This is a genomic window from Chitinophaga sp., from assembly GCF_039596455.1.
In the GTDB taxonomy this organism is placed as follows: domain Bacteria; phylum Bacteroidota; class Bacteroidia; order Chitinophagales; family Chitinophagaceae; genus Chitinophaga.
Genome location: NZ_JBCNJR010000003.1, coordinates 210025 through 230095, shown reverse-complemented (window position 1 = coordinate 230095; position 20071 = coordinate 210025). Strand labels below are relative to the sequence as shown.

Below are 20071 nucleotides of genomic sequence, written 5' to 3'. Positions count from 1 at the left end.
TGTTTTTGTTGTTAACAAATGTCCGCAATGCACTGCCGGCAAAGGTTGTGGGCCGGTTGGCGGGCACTATGGTTATCATGTGCCGGGTGGCAGGCCGGCTTCTTCTTCCGTAATTTCTTCCCACTTCCGGGCAAAAAAAACATAGTCGCTTTTACGGCCTTCCGCGCGGATGTATTTACCCGCCAGTTCCGCCAAAGGGTTGTTCATAAAGGGATTGCCGCTGGCAGGGCGTATCACGAAGCTGCCGTCTGCCGTGCGCAGGTAAACGCCCAGGCTCTCGCTTTTGGTGGTGCGGGCAAAGGTCCTCAGCACCAGTTGTCCCTTTACGGTCGTTATTTTCTTTTTATCGTCTGACATATTCACGGTACCCGATTATATCGCCATTCTTCTCCTTTACTACCAGCACTTTGGTGTCTTTGAACTTTCCATGGAATGACGATGCCGAATATACATGAAATTTCACCGGCGCCTGCATGGATTTTAGGCCCCTGGCCAGGGGCGTGGCTTTGGGCGCATTCTCAAATACCTTTTTATTGGGCGCCTTACTGAATTTTTTTGCCCTCAGCAGCGATTGCAGGCCCTTTTGCATGGTAGTATTGTTTTTGGGGGCGGCCACACTGCGGGGTACGGTAATAAAGCTGTTGAGAGATACGCCTTTGGCGGCCAGGTTGCCCCTGCGGTTGCTGCGTTGCTCCATGGTTTTGGCGGCGGCGGCGGTGATCACCAGCGAAGGGTCTCCCAGCAGGTAAAACTGCGCTACCGTTTTCAGTTCATATGGGTCAAGGGTGGGGCCCATTTCATCCAGGAAACGTTGCCGCGCTTCCAGCAGCGCACGGCCGGTGGAGGCGCCTTTGATCACATTGATAAGGAAGTACTGGGTAAGCAGGTCTGCCAGCCCCTGGCCTTCTGCGGGGCCATAGGCAATGGTGGAGCTGCCGGTGAAGGCCAGGGCGTGATGCAACAGGTAGCTGTTGGCAATGCTCAGCTGTTCTGTTTCCGTCAGCGACGGGTCGTACAACTGCGCGCCATAGCAGCATTCCGCGGCCACAATGGTGCCTTTACTGATCTTTTTGGCCAGCAGCGCGGCATTCACGGCTTCCGGGTAGTTCTTGCCTTTCTGCCCGTAATAGGAAGGATCTTCAAGGGAACCATGGCAGTTGATGAAATGCGTTTTGGGCTTTAGCTGCGCGCTGGTCCATTTCGGGCCTTTTACGGGAGATATTTGTAGTTGTTTGTGATGGCCGAAAATGCGGGTGAGGCTTTCCTGTGTGCTCAGCCGCCAGTCATGCACGCTCACGGAAAAGTATTGCTGGTAGTCTTTGGCGTTGCCGGGTTTGCTGCCCGTCACATCTTTTACCAGGGAGCGGAAGTAGGCGGTGCTGCCGCTGCCCGGTACGTCAGGCAGGCGGCCCACAACGCGGGTGGGGGCAATGAACTTGCCGGGGTTGGTGCTGTAGGCGGCCTCACAGGCGTAGGGGAGGTCTGAGGGAATAGTTTCGTCCTCATCATCTTCACTGTACAGCAGGTTGGTCAGCGGCTGGAAGGGTATCACGTCCTGCGCGCCGGCCAGCAACAGGTAATCCGGCTCAAAGTACCGGTACAGGGCGTCTATGGCCAATTTGTTCTGGCGTGCGCTGGCCGCGTCTTTTACGGCAGGGGCCTTGTGTTTTTTCATGGCCGCGGCATCGTCAGCAAAAACAACCACTGTACTGAGCCCGCGTTTTTTGTCGAATTGAACGATAGATTGCAGGTCCGCCAGGATGGACTTGTGCCCGGCGCCGTATTTGCGGGCAAGGGCAGACCGGTTGGAAACGATCAGTTTATCCTTTTTCATTGGGGGTATAGTTTTGGGGTGCGTATAACCCTATTAAGGTACGAATTATTGCATAAACCCGCGGGAATACCTATTTTACAGAAAGCTTTTCAACCGGATTCAATATGCTTCAACCACGTTATTTCCTTTCATTCCTGTTACTGATGGCAGTACACCTCGCAGGCGCACAAACGGTTGCGCGCATCACCGTAAAAACAGGCGCCTACACCCGGTACAATACACCGGTCACCTTTTTGCTGGGCAATGCAAAAAAGTACAGCCCTGAAGGCCTGGTGCTATACCAGCTGAACAATGGCAGCCGCAAGGCCGTGCCTGTACGCGTACAAACCAGTCCCGCGGCCATCACCTGGCAGCTGGACGGGGAAGTGAAACCCGGCGTTACCCTGCAATATGAGCTGGTGAGGGGGAAGGAAGGCGCGGAGCTGCCGGAAAGTAAGCAGGTAACGGTAGAAGATGACCAGCGCACGCTCACCGTACTGGCCGGCAAACACCCGGTGTTGCGCTACCAGTACACTATTATGGAACCGCCTCCGGGAGTGGAGACGGCGTTCCGCCGCGGCGGTTTTATTCACCCGGCCTGGACGCCGGGCGGCAAGGTGCTCACCAACGTTCAGCCCAAAGACCATTACCATCACTACGGCATCTGGAACCCCTGGACGGATACGGAGTTTGAAGGAGAAACGGTAGATTTCTGGAACCTGAAAAAACGCTCCGGCACCGTGCGCTTCAGCAAGTTCTTGTCCAAAACCGGCGGTTTCAGCGCGCTGCAGGAGCATGTGGTGTTCAAAAAGAACGGCACGGAAAAAGTGGCCATGAACGAAGTGTGGGACGTAGACGTATACCCTTCTGACGGCAAAACGTTTATGTGGGATTTTACGTCACAATTGCAGTGCGCCACTTCATCTCCTATCACCCTTAACAAATACCGCTATGGCGGCGGCTTTGCCATCAGGGGTAATGCGGAGTGGAACAATGAGAACAGCAGCGTGCTCACTTCGGAAGGAAAGACCAGGAAGAATGCAGACTCTACCCACGCCCGCTGGTTCAAAATAGCCGGCAACCTGCAGGAAGGTATGGCCGGCTTGCTGGTGCTGTCTGCCCCCGCCAACTTCAGGGCGCCGCAGCCGGTGCGCATATGGCCTGAAAAAGACCAGCACGGCCAGGTGTTCGGCATGTTCAGCCCTACTAAAGACTACAGCTGGACGTTGCAGCCCGGCAAAACCTACACCCAGTCTTACCGTGTGATCACTTTTGATAAAGACCTGACCGCAGAGCAGGCGGAAGCGTACTGGAATGATTTTGCGCACCCCGTGCAGGTGTCTGGCAAGCTGGTGAAATAGGAGCAATGAAAAGCAGCAACATCATGACGTTGCTGAACGTGAGCAGGCTCTCTATAAGCCCCGTCCGGGTAACACGCTGCCGCGCGCAGCTATGCTATAAACACCGTCTTGATGTTAAGGAACTCATGCGCCCCCTCTACTGACAGTTCCCGCCCGTAGCCGGATTGTTTCACTCCGCCGAAGGGCAGCCGTGCGTCTGAGCGCACCATGGTGTTGATGAACACATTGCCGCTGTCTATCAGCGTGGCCAGGCGCGCAGCTTTTTCCAGGTCTTTTGTCCATAACGCGGCGCCCAGCCCAAATGGGGTCTGGTTGGCCAGGCGGATGGCCGCGGCCTCATCGTGCGCGGTGATCACCGCGGCCAGCGGGCCAAAGGTTTCTTCATCAAACGCGGGCATGCCGGGCTGTACGCCCGTGAGCAGGGCAGGAGTGAAGTTGCAGCCCTGCTGCTCTCCGCCAGCCAGCAGCTGCGCGCCTTTTTCAATGCTTTGTTCCATTTGCCGGGCAATTTCATCTGCCAGGTCTGTGCGGGCCATGGGGCCGGTATCTGTGTCTGGCAGAAAAGGGTCTCCCTGTTGCATGGAACTGATGATAGACTGCACCTGTTGTATAAAATCTTCCGCTACGGGTTTTTCCACTATCCAGCGTTTGGCGGCAATGCATGACTGGCCGGCGTTCTGCATGCGGGCCTTTACGGCAATTTTCGCCGCTTCGGCCAGGTTGGCGTCTTTCAGTACAATAAAGGGATCGCTGCCGCCCAGCTCCAGCACGGTCTTTTTGATGTATTTGCCTGCCAGCGCGGCCACGCTCATACCCGCGGGCGTGCTGCCGGTAAGGGTTACGCCTTGTATGCGCGGGTCTGCAATGACGGGCTCCATGTCTTTGGAAGATACCAGCAGCGCCTGGAAAGCCCCCTCCGGGAAGCCTGCTTCCAGGAAAAGTTTTTCGATGGCCAGGCCGCAGCCGCTTACGTTGCTGGCGTGTTTCAACACCACGGCGTTGCCCGCCAGCAGGTTGGGAATGGCAAAGCGGAATACCTGCCAGTACGGGAAGTTCCAGGGCATAATGGCCAGTATGATGCCTTTGGGCTCAAAGGCCGCGTAGCTCTTTTTTCCTTCGGTAGTGATCAGCCGCGGCTGCAGCATGGCGCCAATATTGTTGGCGTAGGATTCTGCCGTGGAAGCGCATTTTTCCACTTCGGCCTTTGCTTCTTTCAGCGTTTTGCCCATTTCCCGGGAAATAAGCGTGCCGTGCTCCGTAGCCTGGCTTTTCAGCAGGGCGGCCGCCTGCATCATCCACGCGGCGCGTTGCTCCGTACCCGCCTGCCGCAATGCGGAAAAGGCCTGCCAGCCGTGTTGCAGCCGGCTTTCTATCTCTTCTTTGGTATGCGCGGGGTATTCCGCAATGGTCTCCTGTGTGAAAGGGTAAATGCTCTTGAACGTCATTCTATAAAGTTAAGGAATTTAGAGGGCCGGTACACTTGTTGCAAAAGGCATAACTTTGCAGCCTTAACGTAAACGGAACATGTCTTTAAGCAAGTTGAACATAGCGGTGATGGCCCTCTGTACAGGCCTCATCGTAGCCAATATTTACTACGCCCAACCCTTGCTGGTATTGATGAGCAGGGAGTTTTCGGTGTCCGAGTCGAACGCCGGCCAGGTCACTTTTTTTACACAGATAGGGTATGCGCTGGGCCTGCTGTTTTGCGTGCCGCTGGGAGACAAGCTGGAGCGGAAAAGCCAGATCATGGCCATGACGGCGCTGGCCGTAGCCGCGCTTTTTGCCACGGCGCTTTCTGTGAACATCACCATGATGAAGGTGATGGGTTTTGTCATCGGCTTCACCTCCATTGTACCGCAGCTGATATTGCCCATGGCGGCCAGCCTGGCGGCGCCTGAGCGCCGCGGCAAGGTGATAGGGGCCATCATGAGCGGCCTGCTGATAGGCATACTGCTTTCCCGTACCATCAGCGGCGTGGTAGGCCAGCACCTGGGCTGGCGCGCCATGTTCTGGATAGCGGGCGGTATTTCCCTGCTGCTGCTCGTTGTCATGTTCTTTTCTTTCCCTTCCAGCAAACCGTCTTTTTCCGGCAGCTACGGCGCGCTGATGCGTTCCGTGTTCACGTTAGTGAAAGAGCAGCCGCTGCTCCGCGAGGCATCCCTGATCAGCGCCTGCGCCTTTGCCGTGTTCGGGCTGTTCTGGACTACTTCCGTGTTCCTGCTGTCCAATCCTCCCTTCAGCTATGGTAGTGACGTAATTGGCCTCATGGGCCTGGCTGCTGCTACCGGCGCGCTGGGCGCCCCGCTCATTGGCAGAATCGCGGACAGGAAAAACCCGCGCATAGCCATCGGTTACGGTATTGCCTGCATACTGGCGGGCTTTGTGATCTTCTGGCTGTTCCGCAGCTCCATTGCGGGCATCGTGGTGGGCATCATTCTGCTTGATTTGGGCTTGCAAGGCGTACACGTATCGAACCAGACGCGCATCTACGCCCTGCTGCCCGAGGCGCGCAACCGCATGAACACGGTATACATGACGGTGAGCTTCGTAGGCACCTCCCTGGGTTCAGGCATTGGCCTCTGGGTGTGGGACATCGCCAAATGGGGCGGCGTTTGCCTGGCAGGAGTGGGGCTGATGGTGATCTGCCTGGGAATTTACAGTGCAACATACCGGCGGGAGGGTACAATGCCGGTGTAGCATAAAAACAGCTTTATACATACAAAACGGCCGGCTACATCCTGTGCAGCCGGCCGTTTTAATTATATCAGCGCCGTATCTTATTCCGGCACCTTCGTAATTTTCAGCATGTTGGTGGGCAGGTGCTCCTTGATGGGCGTGCTGCCGGTGTTCACCACCACGTCATTCCCTTTCAGGAAGCCGCGTTCTTTCAGGATGTTGATCTGGTCATGGAAAATATCGTCCAGGCTTTCCTCTTCACCGTAATAGAAGGCGCGTACGCCCCAGCTGAGGCTCAGCTGGTTTACGAGCGTTTTTTCTTTCGTGAAGATGAACAGCGGCGATTTAGGGCGGTAGCTGCTCAGCATAAAGCCGGTGTAGCCGCTTTGCGTCATGCCTATCAGGGCGTCAGATTCCAGGTCTTCCGCAATTTTACAGGCGTTGTAGCACAGCGCGTCGCTCAGGAAGGTGGGCGAGTGGCGGTGGGGGATCAGGTTGCGGTTGTAGATGATGCTTTCCTTTTCCACTTCACCGATGATCTTGCGCATGGTCTGGATCACGAGGGTAGGGTGGTTGCCGGTGGCGGTCTCGCCGCTCAGCATCACGGCATCCGCACCTTCCAGCACGGCGTTGGCCACGTCTGTGATCTCGCTGCGGTTGGGGCGGGTGCGGTCTATCATGCTCTCCATCATCTGCGTAGCCACAATCACGGGTTTGGCACGGTGAATACATTTGCGGATAATGTCTTTCTGGATCATGGGTATCTGCTCTACGGGCAGCTCCACGCCCAGGTCGCCACGGGCTATCATTACGCCGTCACTTTCCCAGATGATCTCTTTCAGGTTCTGGATAGCTTCCGGCTTTTCGATCTTGGAAATGATCTTCATTTTAGACTGGCGCTCTGCCAGGCGTTTGCGCAGCAGGCCCAGGTCTTTTACGTTGCGTACAAAAGACAGCGCCACCCAGTCACACTCCTGGTCAATGATGAACTCCAGGTCTTCCACGTCCTTTTCGGTCAGCGCCGGCAGGGATACCTTGGTATCAGGGAGGTTGAAACCTTTCTTGGAAGAGAGCACGCCACCGAGCAATACTTCTGCTTTGATCAGATGGTCAGGCGTTACTTCTTTTACCACGGTTTCTATCTTGCCGTCGTCCAGCAATATTTTCTGGCCGGGGCGCACGTCTTTGTGCAGGTCATGGTAGGATACGTAGATCTTTTCCATGTTGCCCACGCATTTTTCCGTGGTGAAGGTGAGAATGTCTCCCGTTTTCAGCGGCAGGGCGTTGTTCTCGATCTCGCCCACGCGCAGCTTCGGGCCCTGCAGGTCTGCCAGTATGGCAATGTTGTAAGGTTCTGTTTTGTTGATCTCGCGGATGTAACCGATGATCCTCAGCTTGTCTTCATGGCTGCCGTGAGAGAAGTTCAGGCGGAATACGTTCACCCCTGCCTTTACGAGCTCCAATAATTTCTCATAGGTATCACAAGCCGGGCCAACAGTGGCTACAATCTTGGTTTTCTGCTTTGAATGCGCCAGTCCGGCTTCATTGTCCATTCCTTTGTGATAGTACTTGGACAGATCTTTTGTACTCATAGACGTTTATTTAACTCGCAAGAATTTTTACAATTTTGAACCACTCCGGGTCAATTTTCTGCTTGGCCTTTACGGCTTTGTCAAGCGGAGTGTACTGGATTTTGTTGTTGACGATGCCTATCATCACGTTGTGGGTACCTTCCATGAGGGCGGTTACCGCGGCGTAACCCATTCTGCTGGCTATAAGGCGGTCTATGCAGGTAGGGGAGCCGCCGCGCTGGATGTGGCCCAGGATGCACACCCGCGTATCCAGCTGGGGCATTCTTTCTTTTACGTGGCGGGCCACTTCGTCCGCACCGCCAAACTCGTCACCTTCCGCCACAACAATGAGGTTCACCATTTTCTGGCGGCGCTCGTTGGCGGTCAGCTCGTTGATCACGTCATCTATATCGGTTTTGCGCTCCGGCATCAGGATGTGCTCCGCACCGGTGGCAATGCCGCTGTGAAGGGCAATGTAACCGGCGTCCCGGCCCATCACTTCAATGATGAAAAGCCTGTCATGCGCATCCGCCGTATCGCGTATCTTGTCAATTGCTTCCACGGCCGTGTTTACCGCCGTGTCAAAACCAATAGTGAAGTCGGAGCCCGCAATGTCTTTGTCTATAGTGCCGGGGAGGCCTATGCAGGGAATATCGAACTCCTGGCTGAATTTCTGCGCTCCCTTGAAAGAGCCGTCTCCGCCAATTACCACCAGCCCGTCTATCCCGAATTTTTTCAGGTTCTCATAGGCGCGTTTGCGGCCATCGGCTTCATAGAACTCCTTGCAACGGGCCGTTTTCAGCACTGTGCCCCCTCTTTGGATGATGTTGGCCACAGATTTGGATTCCATAGGAAAGATTTCGCCGGTCAGCATCCCCTTATACCCGTACATTACGCCATACACATTCAGATGATTGTAGATGCCGGTCCTTACTACCGCCCTGATGGCTGCGTTCATCCCCGGTGCATCGCCCCCGGAGGTAAGAACTGCGATGTTGTTCACTTTCTTCATTGTGAGATCTTATATATTTTCTACTATGGCCGCCACATCGAATGGTATTTCATAGTAATTTGCCTACGTTCCCGTCCTTTTAAAGGGCGCACAAAATTAACATTTTTTGGTAGTTTCCTATCGGTTGTTCGATGAAATAACCTAAATTTTTAATTTTAATCAAATAAAGGGTAAATTTTTTTTAAAAACTTACGTATGCCAACTATTATTAATAAGCTAGCTGCTATGAGTGTAATGACAACTTTTGCGGCAGGTACCGCCCTGGCGCAGCAACAAATCCCTGTTACCTACCCGGTCACGAAAAAAGTGGATACTGTAGACAACTATCACGGGAAAAAAATTGCAGACCCCTACCGCTGGCTGGAAGATGACCACAGCGAAGAAACGAAGGAGTGGGTAGAAGCGCAAAATAAAGTAACCCAGGGCTACCTGTCTGCCATTCCTTACAGGGAAAAGATCAAAAAAAGGCTGGAAGAGCTGTGGAACTACCCGCGCTACGGCACGCCCTTCCGTGAAGGGGAGCACTATTACTTCTACAAGAATGACGGGCTGCAGAACCAGGCCGTGCTGTACCGCCAGCTGGGCCTGAACGGTACGCCGGAGGTGTTCATAGACCCCAACAAGCTCTCAGACAAGGGCACTGCCGCACTGGGCAGCCTGAGCTTTTCCAAAGACGGGAAGTACTGCGCTTACCTCATTGCCAAGGCCGGCTCAGACTGGCAGCAGGGGTTTGTGATGGACGTGGCCACCAAACAGGTATTGGCAGACAAGCTGGACTGGATCAAGTTTTCCGGCCTCTCCTGGAAAGGCCACGGCTTCTACTACAGCCGTTACGACGCGCCTGATGAACAAAGCAAACTCTCCAAAAAGAACGAGTTCCATAAAGTGTATTATCACAAAGTGGGAGATACGCAGGAGCAGGACGAGCTGGTGTACGTAGACAAGGAGCACCCGCTCCGCAACGCCGGCGCCGGGTTAACGGAAGATGAGCGCTTCCTCATCCTGAGCACTACGGAAGGCACCAGCGGCAACGAACTGTGGTACCGCGATCTGCAGGACGCATCACAAAAAGAATTTAAACTGCTGATCAAAGGTTTTGCTACAGACCCTGATGTGATAGACAATGTGGGAGACAAGCTGCTGGTGAAAACGAACCAGGATGCGCCCAACTTCAAGGTAGTGCTGGTAGACCCGAAAAACCCGGCCAAAGAAAACTGGCAAACCATCATCCCCGAACAGGAGGAGGTACTGCTGGGTGTGGGCACGGCCGGCGGCAAGCTGTTTGCCAGCTACCTGAAACATGCCTCTACCCGCATTATGCAATATGACCGCAGCGGCCAGCTGGAGCGGAAAATAGACCTGCCCGGCATTGGTACGGCCGGCGGCTTCGGCGGCAAGGCGGAAGATAAAACGCTGTTCTACACCTTCACCTCTTTTGTAGCGCCGCCCACCATCTACAAATACGATATTGCCAGCGGGAAATCGGATTTGTTCCGCAAAACGGAAGTGAAGTTCAACCCGGCCGAGTACGAGACCAAACAGGTGTTTTTCAGCAGCAAGGACGGCACTAACGTGCCCGTGTTCCTTTCCTACAAAAAAGGCATCAAGCTGGACGGTAATAACCCCCTGCTGCTCTACGGCTATGGCGGGTTCAACATTCCCATGACGCCGGGCTTCTCCGTGTCCAACCTCTTCTTCATGGAGCAGGGCGGTATTTATGCAGTGGTGAACCTGCGGGGCGGCAACGAGTATGGCGAGGCCTGGCACAAGGCGGGCATGCTGCAGAACAAGCAGAACGTGTTTGACGATTTTATTGGCGCGGCGGAATTCCTCATCAGGGAGAAATATACCAGCCCTTCCAAAATAGCCATCCGTGGCGGTTCTAACGGCGGTTTGCTGGTGGGTGCGGCCATGACGCAGCGGCCGGAGCTGTTTAAGGTAGCGCTGCCGGCAGTGGGCGTGATGGACATGCTCCGCTTCCAGAAGTTCACCATTGGCTGGGCCTGGGTAGTTGAATATGGCTCCAGCGAAAAACCGGAGCAGTTCGATTACCTGCTGAAATACTCACCGCTCCACAACCTCCAAAAAGGCACCGCTTACCCGGCTACCCTGGTTACCACGGCAGATCATGATGACCGCGTGGTACCGGCGCATTCCTTCAAGTTTGCCGCCACCCTGCAGGAGGCGCACAAAGGCCCCAACCCGGTGCTGATACGCATTGAAACGCAGGCGGGCCACGGCGCGGGCAAGCCTACTTCCAAACTGATAGATGAGGCTACAGACATCTGGGCCTTCACCATGTATAACCTGGGAATGCACATTTAACAATTTTTCAGGACTAATAACGCCGCGTACCATCACAGTTACGCGGCGTTTTAGTATATTAACATGATGAATGGCTAAAAGACCAATTATATTCCAATGAAAGTTTTAATAACAGGAAGCAACGGCCTCCTTGGGCAGTACCTCATACAACGCCTTTGCTCCATGCCGGGATATGAGGTAGTAGCCACCGGCAGGGGGCCCAACCGGCTGAAAATGCAGGAAGGGTACCTTTACGAGTCAGTGAACCTGGGAGATGAAGCGGGCGTGAAAGGCCTGGTGGAACGCCACCGGCCGGAGGCCATCATTCATGCCGGGGCCATGACGCAGGCGGATGATTGCGAGCGCAACAAAGACGCCTGCTGGATGGCCAACGTTACCGCCACGCGCTACCTGCTGCAGGGCGCGGAAAAAACAGGCTCGTTTTTTCTGTTGCTGTCTACAGACTTTGTATTTGACGGCCTGGGCGGCCCCTACCGCGAAGATGACCCCATCAACCCCGTTAATTACTACGGCGCCAGCAAGGCCGCGGCGGAGCGCATCGTTAAACAGGCCAAAGTGCCCTGGGCCATTGCCCGCACCGTACTCGTATACGGCCTGGCTGATGACCCGCGCCGCAGCAACATCATTACCTGGGTAAAAAACAACCTGGAGCAGAAGAAAAAGCTCAAAGTGGTGAATGACCAGTGGCGCACGCCTACCCTGGTGCAAGACCTGGCGGAAGGCTGCCGCCTCATTATAGACAAACGTGCGCAGGGCGTGTTCCACCTTTCCGGGAAAGACATGCTCACCCCGTACGACATGGCCGTACAGGTGGCCCACTACCTCAACCTGGACACGCGCCTCTTTGAAAAGGTAGACGCCACCAGCTTCCGGCAGCCCGCCAAAAGGCCGGCCAAAACAGGCTTCATCATTGAGAAAGCGGAAAAGGAACTGGGCTATTCGCCACACAGTTTTGAAGAAGGGCTGAAGGCGATACTGGGAGAGGGGCCCGCGGCAAAAGACAACGGCGCATGATGCAACACATAAAAAAGCCCTGTAACCAGCCTGGTTACAGGGCTTTTTCTTTTATAAGATGTGCTAGTATTCTATTCTCACCGGCGCCGAAAATTTCAGCGCTACGGAGTCTTTTGCCTGCGCGGTATCTGCCGGCAATGTATGAAACTTCACCGCCAGGTTGTATTGTGTAGAATCTTTGGAGGTATACAGCACTACTTCCTTATGCCCCCATGCCAGGCGTTTGGCGTAGTTCTTCTCTGCCGTTTCCCTGGTTTTGAAGGTCTGGAACACCACGTAGTAAGTAATGCTGTCACTCACCGGCTCCGCGGGTACAACAGGCGCTGCCTGCACGCTGTCCTCTTCCTCGATGGCGGCAGGCGGGGTAGCGGTTGTTTCCTGTACAGGTGTATAGCCGGAAAACTGGTCTTTCAGTAAAAAGAAGCTCACCACGCCGGCTATCGCCACGGCGGGCACGGCTACCCACCACCACCTGAAGCGGCCCTGGCTCTCAAATTCTTCGGGTACTACCGTAGTGTGCTCTACTACTTCATGGTTCACCACTTCCGTATTGCCCTGCAATACTTTCGGCGCCACTTCCGGGCGCAGCACGGGCTGCAGGGGAATGGGCTGCCAGGCGTCTGGCAGCTCCTGCGGGGTAAAACGCACCTGGCCGAAGGGGTCCAGCCGCAGGTTGCCGATGCCCGGCAGGTCTACCGGCTGGCCGGTTTGCAGGCTCTCGCGGAATTCCTGCAGGTATTTTTCCATTTTTAACCGGGCCACCTGCTCTACGAGGTTCTCCTTCTGGGATATCCAGTGCAGGCAGGAGCCATCGTCTTCCCAGCGGGTCTCAAAGTTCACCTGCTGGCGGGGCGGCGTCAGCACCTGCTCCACCACCGAATAATGCGCGGGGATGTGCTGGATGGTGAAGGTGCCCACCTGCGGAATGGAACAGGTCTGCTGCTTGAAAAGTACGTCTGTTATATAGTTCTGTAACATGTAGGCCTGGTCAATTTGTGTGCAAGTTTACGCATTTAAAACTTAACCGTTATGCCGCCCAGTATGTTGAACCCGTAGCTCTCATAGCCGTTCCAGCGCTCATACCTGGAATTCAACACGTTATTGGCGTTCAGCCAGAGGTTGAAATTTTTGGTGAGGTTGTAGATGGCCCCCACGTTCAGGTCTTGCGCGGGCTGGGTTTTGTCAAAGTCTTTGCTGGGCACCAGCTTGTAGTAAGTGCCGCTGAGCGTGTACAGGTTGGCGTTCAGGTGGAACTTTTTGCCGAAAGAGTATTGGGCAAAAAGGTTGGCCGTGAACGGCTGCAGGCCCCAGGGCTTCAGCTCCGTTTTTTGTTTGTTGAAGTTATACCAGTCCATCGTCAGGCGGGCCTGGAACTTCTCTTCCTGTATGTATCCTATTTCCGCATGCAGCTGGAAGGCCTTCAGCTCTTCTTCGCGGTATACGCTAAACTTTTTGCCGTCTGTAGAATCGTTCACGAACAGCGGCAGGTCTCTCCAGATCACAGAGGCAAACTTGGTGTTGTACGTAAAGTGGCTGCCCAGGGTGCCTTTGATGCCGGTATACTTTTCTTCCACGCGGGTGTTGAAGATGGTAGGGGGCAAGTTGCTGATGAAAGGGTTCTGGTGGGCCAGGTTGCGGTAATTGTTCTTGTCTATGTAAGATATCCAGCCGCTGCTCAGGATGAGTTTTTTACGGATCAGGTGAGATTCGTTCACAATGTCCGGCAGCAGGTAGAATTTCCCGTTGGTCCAGGTAGGGTTTACGCCGGCGTGCAGCATAAAGCCCGGTTTTGTCACTTCCACGGCGGGGTGTACGGCCGCCACGTTGTTGTTGATGGTCTCGTTATTGTCTTGCTTGAAGGTGCTCAGGGCTGCAATACCTTCCGCCTTGATCCAGATGTCTTCAAAGAGCTGTTTGCGGATGGGGGCTTTCAGCACCACGGTGTTCTCCATCCTTTTGTACGAGTCTCCGAACACAATGAACTGGGCGTTGGGGTTGAACTGGAAGCCCCAGTCGTTTTGCGGGCGGTTTTTCAGGCCCACTTTGGCAATCACTTCATTGAAGGTTTGCCGGATGTCTGATTTTTTGAACTCCTGCACGCTGTGGTCATAGCCGTAGTAGTGCACGCGGTTCAGGTTGTAGGCCAGGCTGCCGTTGATCTCGAACAGGGGGCTGAAGTAAGTGCCGGAGGCCAGCACGTTCATATTGGTATAGTCCTGGTTCTCGATATCTCCCTGGGAGGAGGTGTAGTTGAAGAACAGGCCGAAGTTGTACTTGTCTTGCCGCCCGCTGCCAAACCCGGCCTGCACCAGGGGAGTGGAGAGGTTGCCGTAGCCCAGCTTCACGTAATTATTCTGCAGCTGCAGGGAGGAAGTGTCTTTCCCCAGCGCCAGCGGCCGCAAGGGCACCGGCTGGTACATAAAGTACAGGTTCAGCGCGGGCACCTGGTAGCCCAGCCGGGGGCGGCTGGTATCCAGTCCCGGCAGGGAGGCCGTGAGGTTCAGCTTGGCCGCGCCGGGCAGCTTGGGCTGGTATTTGGAGATGATGTCTATCGTTTCCTGCTTGAGCGTATCCTTCTGGGCCATGGCGGCAAACGGCAGGCTGAGGCCAAGTACTGATAGCGCTGTGATATGTTTTAAGTTCATGTTCTCTGATTAAGGCTGTTTGATTTTGGAACCTGCTTTTTCTTCTGCTTCCGCTTTGGCCAGCTTGTCTTTGGCTTCCGCTTTCAGCTCCGGTATGGGGCAGTTTTCCGCAATGCTCTGGAAAGTGGCTTTGGCGTTGAAATAGTCTTTCTGGCGGAAGTACACATCTCCCAGCAGAATGTAGGCTTTGGCCGTCCACAGCTCGTAGGAGGAAGTGTTCTTGATCACGTCAAAACCGGCTTTTTCTGCAGCGGCCAGGTCGTTTTTGTCAAGGTAACATTTGGCAATGTTGTACCGGGCTTCGGCGCCTATTTCCGATTTGGTGAGGCCGGTCACGATCTTGAACTCGCTGATGGCCTCATCATACGCCTGCTTCTCCTGCTGGGCCTTGCCCAGGTAGAAGTGGCCAATGATCTGGTCGTCTGTACTGATGTTGGCCGCAGAGAGCAATTGCTCTGCCAGCGGCGCCACGGCTTCCCAGTTCTTCAGCTGGTAGTTGCTGCGCAGCAGCCCGCGGGTGGCGGCCAGCGTATTGTCTTTGGTGGTGGCCAGCGTGTTCAGCTGCTCGTAATATTCTTTCGCCTTCGCATAATCTTTTACCTGGTAGTAGTTCAGGTAAGCAGCCTGCAGGGCGGCCCTTTCTGCAAAGGGGCTGTTGCCGCGGGTGAGCACAAACTCATACGCGGGCAGGGCGGCGGCGTAGTCTTTATTGTTATAGAGGCATTCTGCTTTGTAGAAGCTGGCCTGCAGGGCAAACTGCCCGCTGGGGTACTTCTGCAGGTAACTGGTGAAGGCGGTGATGGCCCCGGCATAGTCACCATTGCTGAAGCGGGTCTCGGCCGCGGCGTAAGTGATGGAATCTTCCGCGGAGGCGGATACGGATTTGCCGGAGGCTTTCAACAGCGCCAGGTAATCGTCCGTTTTACCCTGGTCTACATAAATATTGCGCACGTTCTGCAGCGCCTGGTTGGCTTCATTGGAGTTCGGGAATTTCTCTACCACCTGGCGGAAGTACTGCAGGGCGGTGTTATGCTGGTTGGTATTGAAATAGGCCAGGCCCAGCTTCAGCAGCGCACGGGGTGCGGCCTGCCCTTCCGGCTGCTTTTGCAGCACGCTTTTCAGGTGGGGAATGGCTTCGTTATACCGCTCGTCGCTCAGGTAGGTATCTGCGATCTCCATTTCCGCTTCGTTGTTAAAACCGGAGGTGGGGAACTGGTTGCCCAGCTGTTTGAGCAGGTTGAGCTTTTCGCTGTGTTTGCCCTGGATGCCCAGGATGATGCTTTTTTGGTACAGCGCGTAGTCTGCGCCGGGCTGGTTAGCATTGATCACCTGGTCATACAGGCTGGTGGCCTTCGGAAAGTCACGCAGCATGTAGTGGCAGTCTGCCGCGCGCAGCAGCGCGTCTGTGGCAATGCGGCCGGCATTGGGCCCGCTGGCCCGCTGCGCGTTCTCAAAGTAGGGCAGGGCGCTGGCGTACTGCTCTTTTTTCAGCAGGCTGTAGCCCATGTTGTACGCTGCGTTCTGCGGGTTGGCCTCTCCTGATACGGGCGTGGTACCGGTATTGAAATAAGCCTGCAGGCTGGTGATGGCCTTGTCTGCATTGCCCTGGCGCAGCGCAATTTCCCCTTTCCAGAACTGGGCCAGCTGCACCAGCTGCTGGTCATACGGGTGGGAGAGGGAGACGTCCAGCAAACGGTCTGCTTCCGCCAGCTGCTGGTCATTCACCAGCTGGGTGGCGCGGCCGTAGGCAATTTTCTGGTAAGCTTTGAGCACCGCGGGACTTTTCTCCGGCAGCATGTCCATAATGGCCAGCGCTTCCTTGTAGTTGTTGGTGTTGGCAAAGAGCTGCACCAGTATTTCCCGCGCTTCCTTGTTGTATTCGGAGTTGGGGTATTTGTTCATGAAGCCCGTCAGTTCCGCAATGGCGGCATCCTGGTAACCCAGCTCAAAAGAAAGCTTGCCGTAGTTGAAGCGGCTGATCTCCTGCTGTTTGGGGTTGGAGCTGTTGCGGGCGCTGTAGGCAAAGGCATTGCGCGCGTTGGCCTTCTGGCCGGTACGCAGGTAGCAGTCTCCCAGCAGGTACATGGAGTTCTGGCCCAGGGAGTCTTTTTCGCTGCTCAGCTGTTTGAAGCCGGCAATGGCCTTTTCGAGGTTGGCGGTCTGGTAGTAGGTGTAAGAGAGCTGGTATACGTCTTCTTTCCTCACCTCTTCCGCGTTCTCGTTAAATTCTTCCAGGTAGGGCAGGGCTTTCGGGTAGTCTTTTTTCTCGAAGTAAGCCTGGCCCACCAGCTTTTTCAGCTCGCTTTCGTAATACATATTGCCTTTGCGGATCAGGGGCTCTGCGTAGCTGATCAGCTGGTCTTGCTTGCCCTGGAAGTAGTAGATCTCCGCAATGTAGTAAGGTACTACCGTGCTGTATTTCGGTTCGTTCTGCACCCGCTGGAAGCTGTTGAGCGCCGCGGCGTACTGTTTGTTGTAATACGAAATGAAGCCGAAATAATAGTTGGCCGGTATGTAGTACTTGTTCTGGATTTCCTTGATGGAAGCAAAGAGCGGCTGCGCTTTTTTGAAATCCTTCACGTTGAAATAACAATAGGCCAGCTCAAACTTGGCGTCTGCAATATCTTCGTTGGAGAGGTTGTCTATACTGGCTTTTTCGTAGTAAGGAATGGCCTCCGTCAGTTTGTTGCGGTGAAAATAGAATCGGGCCAGCTGGAAGCTCACCATCTGCTCGCGCGCGCTGTTGTTGAAGTACTTCAGGAAATCGAGCGCTTTTTTCTCCGCATCTTCGTTCTGCAGTTTGAGCGCGCACATGGCATAGTAGTAATGCGCGTCCGTATTCACCAGGGAGCGGTTGGTCTCTTTGAAATAAGAGATGCCGTCTATGGTCTGTTTGAACAATTGCATGGATACGGCGTATTTTCCTTCCCGGAACAATTGCTGCGCTTCCTTGAAAGTTTTGTCTGGCTCCGTATAGATACGGGTTTGCTGGCCGGCGGCGGCGGTGGCGCCTGCCATACCCGCGGCAAGGAAGAGTATGCGCAATGGAGGGAGAGGGAAATTCTTTCGAGTGAATAGCTTCATGCTGTTTATAGTTATTACGTAATGTTTTTTCTAAAACGGCGCAGCACCGGAATTATTTCGAACGCAAGACTGTCCGGCATTTTCCGGGTGGCTGACCGGGCTCCTAAAATTGGCAAAGATGGGGTTTACAAACGAAGCAAATATAAAAGATTATACTTTTTTTGCAGGCGGCAGGTTATCTACCCTATGTGGATAAACTGCCGGATGTGGATAACTATCCCGGCCTTTGCATGCCGGCGCCTTGATTTTCACAGTTTAATCCCGAAATTTGACTTTTATTATAATATACATTACAAAGTATCTAAATTTGAGCCGGGTTGGCGGTTAAAATCAAAATCCCGCTTATTCAACAAGAATCAAACCAATTCTGATCTATGAAAAAACTATTATCTGCGCGGTTCAGCAACGGGGCCGTTCACTTATCGCAACTGGTGTTGCGCCTGGTATTCGGCGGCCTGATAGCGTACCGCCACGGCTGGCCCAAGCTGATGAATTTCTCACAGTACTCCACCCAGTTTGCAGATCCTTTCGGCATCGGCAAATCCGCCTCGCTGGGGCTCACCATTTTTGCGGAGCTGTTTTGCGGCGTGCTGCTGGTGCTGGGCCTGGTAACAAGGCTGGCTACCATTCCGCTGATCATCTGCATGAGCGTGATCATCTTCATGATTCACCGGGCAGACGGATGGGGCAAGCAGGAAATGCCGGCGCTTTTTCTGGCGGCTTTTGTGGTGATACTCATTACCGGACCCGGCAAATATTCTATTGACGGCGCTATCGGCAAGTAATACGGAAAAGAAAAAAGGGAAGGGCGCATCTCTACGGTGCGCCCTTTTTCTTTTTGGGAGAGCATGGGGGATATGCTACATTTACACACCAAATTTTCTTTTTATCATGTACAGTACAACCATAGATATTCGCGTGCGGTATGGCGAAACGGACCAGATGGGGTATCTCTATTACGGCAACTATGCATTGTATTACGAAGTAGGGCGTACAGACGCCATCCGGCAGCTGGGCTTTACTTACCGGGAGCTGGAAGAGCAGGGCGTGATCATGCCGGTGGCCGAGCTGCAGGTGAAATACCTGCGGCCTGCGTACTACGACGACGTAATAACGGTGAAGACTATACTAAAATCGCTGCCTGACAACCACAAAATACAGTTCCACTCGGAGCTGTACAACCAGAAGGGGGAGCTGCTGAACGTAGGCGTTACCACGCTGGCGTTCATAGACGCAAAAAACAAGACGCGCATGCATATGCCGGAAGTGATGCGGCAGAAGCTGGCGGCTTTTTTCTGACCGAAATGTTTAACAGACCATATGGAAAAGATCTATGCCAGCCTCATTACCATCGGGGACGAACTGCTGATAGGACAGACCATTGACACCAACTCCGCCTGGATGGCGCAGCAGCTCAACGATGCGGGCATCTGGGTGCAGCGGCGCGTAGCGGTGGGAGATGACCGGCAGGCCATCATCCGCGCGCTGGATGAAGAAGAGGCGGATTCCCACATCATTCTTATTACCGGGGGATTAGGCCCTACCGCTGACGATATTACCAAGCCCGTGCTTTGCGAGTACTTCGGCGGTAAAATGGTGGAAGATGCCGGCGCTTTGCAGAACGTGATGAACATTGTGCACACCCGCGGCCTGCCCATGCTGGAGCGCAACCTGCAACAGGCCATGGTGCCCGATGTGGCCACCGTTATCCAGAACGGGCGCGGTACGGCGCCCGGCATGTGGTTTGAAAAGAACGGGCGCATCTACGTGTCTATGCCCGGCGTGCCGCATGAAATGAAAGGCATGATGGAAGGGTATGTGCTACCGCAGCTCCGCCGGCGTTTTGCCACACCGGCCTTGCTGCACCACACCCTCATTACCAGCGGGCAGGGAGAGTCTTCCGTAGCGGAGCGCATCAAAGATTTTGAAGCGGCGCTGCCTGCTCATATCAGGCTGGCCTACCTGCCCAGTTACGGCCTGCTGAAGCTGCGGCTCACCACTTTTGCGCCGCACAAGGCCGCTGCTGAAGCAGATATGAACAAGGCATTTTCCGAACTCAAAACCCTGCTGGCAGACATCCGCGTGGCCGATCAGGATGAGCCTATGGGCGTCATCCTGGGAGCGCTGCTGAAGGCGAAAGGGCTTACGCTGGGCACCGCAGAAAGCTGTACCGGCGGCAAAATAGCCAGTATGGTAACCGCCGTGGCCGGCAGCTCCGCTTATTTCAAAGGCAGCGTAGTGAGTTATGCCAACGAAACAAAGATGAATGTGCTGGGCGTGCGCGCCGCTACGCTGGAGCAATACGGCGCCGTGAGCGAAGAAACGGTGAAAGAAATGGCCGCCGGCGCGCTGGAAGTGTTAAGAACAGACTGCGTGATAGCCGTGTCTGGCATTATGGGGCCAGACGGCGGTTCTGCCGAAAAGCCCGTGGGCACGGTATGGATAGCCGTGGGCGGAAAAAACAGCCTCCGCACCAGGCGTTATCATTTCCGGTATGACCGTGAGCGGAATACGGACATGACCTGCATTGCCGCCATGAATGAACTGCGGAAATGGCTGGAGAACTAATT

At 54.6% G+C, this 20071-nt stretch carries 15 protein-coding genes; 7 read left to right on the top strand and 8 right to left on the bottom strand.

Annotation, left to right across the window (positions count from 1 at the left end; genetic code table 11):
• Positions 1-75: 75 nt before the first annotated feature.
• Together ABDW36_RS13705 and ABDW36_RS13700 are read right to left on the bottom strand one after the other, a co-directional pair.
• Entirely contained in the window at positions 76-357 is a 282-nt protein-coding gene (locus ABDW36_RS13705) for a hypothetical protein (protein WP_343702476.1), read from the bottom strand.
• Positions 344-1834 (bottom strand): hypothetical protein, encoded by a 1491-nt coding sequence (locus ABDW36_RS13700; RefSeq protein ID WP_343702475.1) that lies wholly within the window; start codon positions 1832-1834, stop codon positions 344-346. Before ABDW36_RS13700 ends, ABDW36_RS13705 begins: the two co-directional genes overlap by 14 nt.
• Positions 1835-1938: 104 nt before the next feature.
• Here ABDW36_RS13700 and ABDW36_RS13695 point away from each other — a divergent pair, with 104 nt between their 5' ends.
• Positions 1939-3174 (top strand): PmoA family protein, encoded by a 1236-nt coding sequence (locus ABDW36_RS13695; RefSeq protein WP_343702474.1) that lies wholly within the window; start codon positions 1939-1941, stop codon positions 3172-3174.
• Positions 3175-3263: 89 nt separating this feature from the next.
• Here ABDW36_RS13695 and ABDW36_RS13690 read toward each other — a convergent pair whose 3' ends face one another.
• Positions 3264-4619 carry an NAD-dependent succinate-semialdehyde dehydrogenase gene (locus ABDW36_RS13690; RefSeq protein WP_343702473.1) on the bottom strand — a complete coding sequence of 452 codons (1356 nt, stop codon included), beginning with the start codon at positions 4617-4619 and terminating at the stop codon, positions 3264-3266.
• Between the two features lie 79 nt (positions 4620-4698).
• Between ABDW36_RS13690 and ABDW36_RS13685 the strand changes: the two genes are divergently transcribed.
• Positions 4699-5871 carry an MFS transporter gene (locus tag ABDW36_RS13685; protein WP_343702472.1) on the top strand — a complete coding sequence of 391 codons (1173 nt, stop codon included), beginning with the start codon at positions 4699-4701 and terminating at the stop codon, positions 5869-5871.
• 80 nt (positions 5872-5951) lie between these two features.
• Here ABDW36_RS13685 and pyk read toward each other — a convergent pair whose 3' ends face one another.
• Together pyk and pfkA are read right to left on the bottom strand one after the other, a co-directional pair.
• Positions 5952-7442 (bottom strand): pyruvate kinase, encoded by a 1491-nt coding sequence (gene pyk / locus ABDW36_RS13680; RefSeq protein ID WP_343702471.1) that lies wholly within the window; start codon positions 7440-7442, stop codon positions 5952-5954.
• 10 nt (positions 7443-7452) lie between these two features.
• A complete protein-coding gene (gene pfkA, locus ABDW36_RS13675; RefSeq protein WP_343702470.1) occupies positions 7453-8433 on the bottom strand; it encodes a 6-phosphofructokinase in 981 nt (326 codons plus the stop codon).
• Positions 8434-8658: 225 nt separating this feature from the next.
• Here pfkA and ABDW36_RS13670 point away from each other — a divergent pair, with 225 nt between their 5' ends.
• Both ABDW36_RS13670 and ABDW36_RS13665 read left to right on the top strand, forming a co-directional pair.
• Positions 8659-10758, top strand: a complete 2100-nt coding sequence (locus ABDW36_RS13670; RefSeq protein ID WP_343702469.1) for a prolyl oligopeptidase family serine peptidase — start codon at positions 8659-8661, stop codon at positions 10756-10758.
• 96 nt (positions 10759-10854) lie between these two features.
• Positions 10855-11772 (top strand): SDR family oxidoreductase, encoded by a 918-nt coding sequence (locus ABDW36_RS13665; protein WP_343702468.1) that lies wholly within the window; start codon positions 10855-10857, stop codon positions 11770-11772.
• A 63-nt stretch (positions 11773-11835) separates the two neighbouring features.
• On the opposite strand, the gene ABDW36_RS13660 is transcribed toward ABDW36_RS13665, so the two are convergent.
• Genes ABDW36_RS13660 through ABDW36_RS13650 form a run of 3 tightly spaced genes read right to left on the bottom strand, consistent with a single transcriptional unit; the run spans position 11836 to position 17501 of the window.
• Positions 11836-12750, bottom strand: coding sequence for a hypothetical protein (locus tag ABDW36_RS13660; RefSeq protein ID WP_343702467.1), 915 nt, complete (start codon positions 12748-12750; stop codon positions 11836-11838).
• Between the two features lie 35 nt (positions 12751-12785).
• Positions 12786-14417 carry a hypothetical protein gene (locus ABDW36_RS13655; RefSeq protein ID WP_343702466.1) on the bottom strand — a complete coding sequence of 544 codons (1632 nt, stop codon included), beginning with the start codon at positions 14415-14417 and terminating at the stop codon, positions 12786-12788.
• Positions 14418-14426: 9 nt separating this feature from the next.
• The gene (locus tag ABDW36_RS13650) at positions 14427-17501 is read right to left on the bottom strand and encodes a tetratricopeptide repeat protein (protein ID WP_343702465.1); all 3075 of its coding nucleotides are present in this window, start codon (positions 17499-17501) and stop codon (positions 14427-14429) included.
• Between the two features lie 374 nt (positions 17502-17875).
• Between ABDW36_RS13650 and ABDW36_RS13645 the strand changes: the two genes are divergently transcribed.
• The 3 genes from ABDW36_RS13645 to ABDW36_RS13635 all read left to right on the top strand — a co-directional run bounded on the left by ABDW36_RS13645 (position 17876) and on the right by ABDW36_RS13635 (position 20069).
• Complete coding sequence (locus ABDW36_RS13645; RefSeq protein WP_343702464.1) at positions 17876-18286, top strand: DoxX family protein; 411 nt, start codon at positions 17876-17878, stop codon at positions 18284-18286.
• Between the two features lie 106 nt (positions 18287-18392).
• Positions 18393-18800: a thioesterase family protein gene (locus ABDW36_RS13640; RefSeq protein ID WP_343702463.1), complete on the top strand. Its 408-nt coding sequence runs from the start codon at positions 18393-18395 to the stop codon at positions 18798-18800.
• A 21-nt stretch (positions 18801-18821) separates the two neighbouring features.
• On the top strand, positions 18822-20069 hold the full coding sequence (locus ABDW36_RS13635) for a CinA family nicotinamide mononucleotide deamidase-related protein (protein WP_343702462.1): 1248 nt from the start codon (positions 18822-18824) through the stop codon (positions 20067-20069).
• Positions 20070-20071 lie beyond the last annotated feature (2 nt).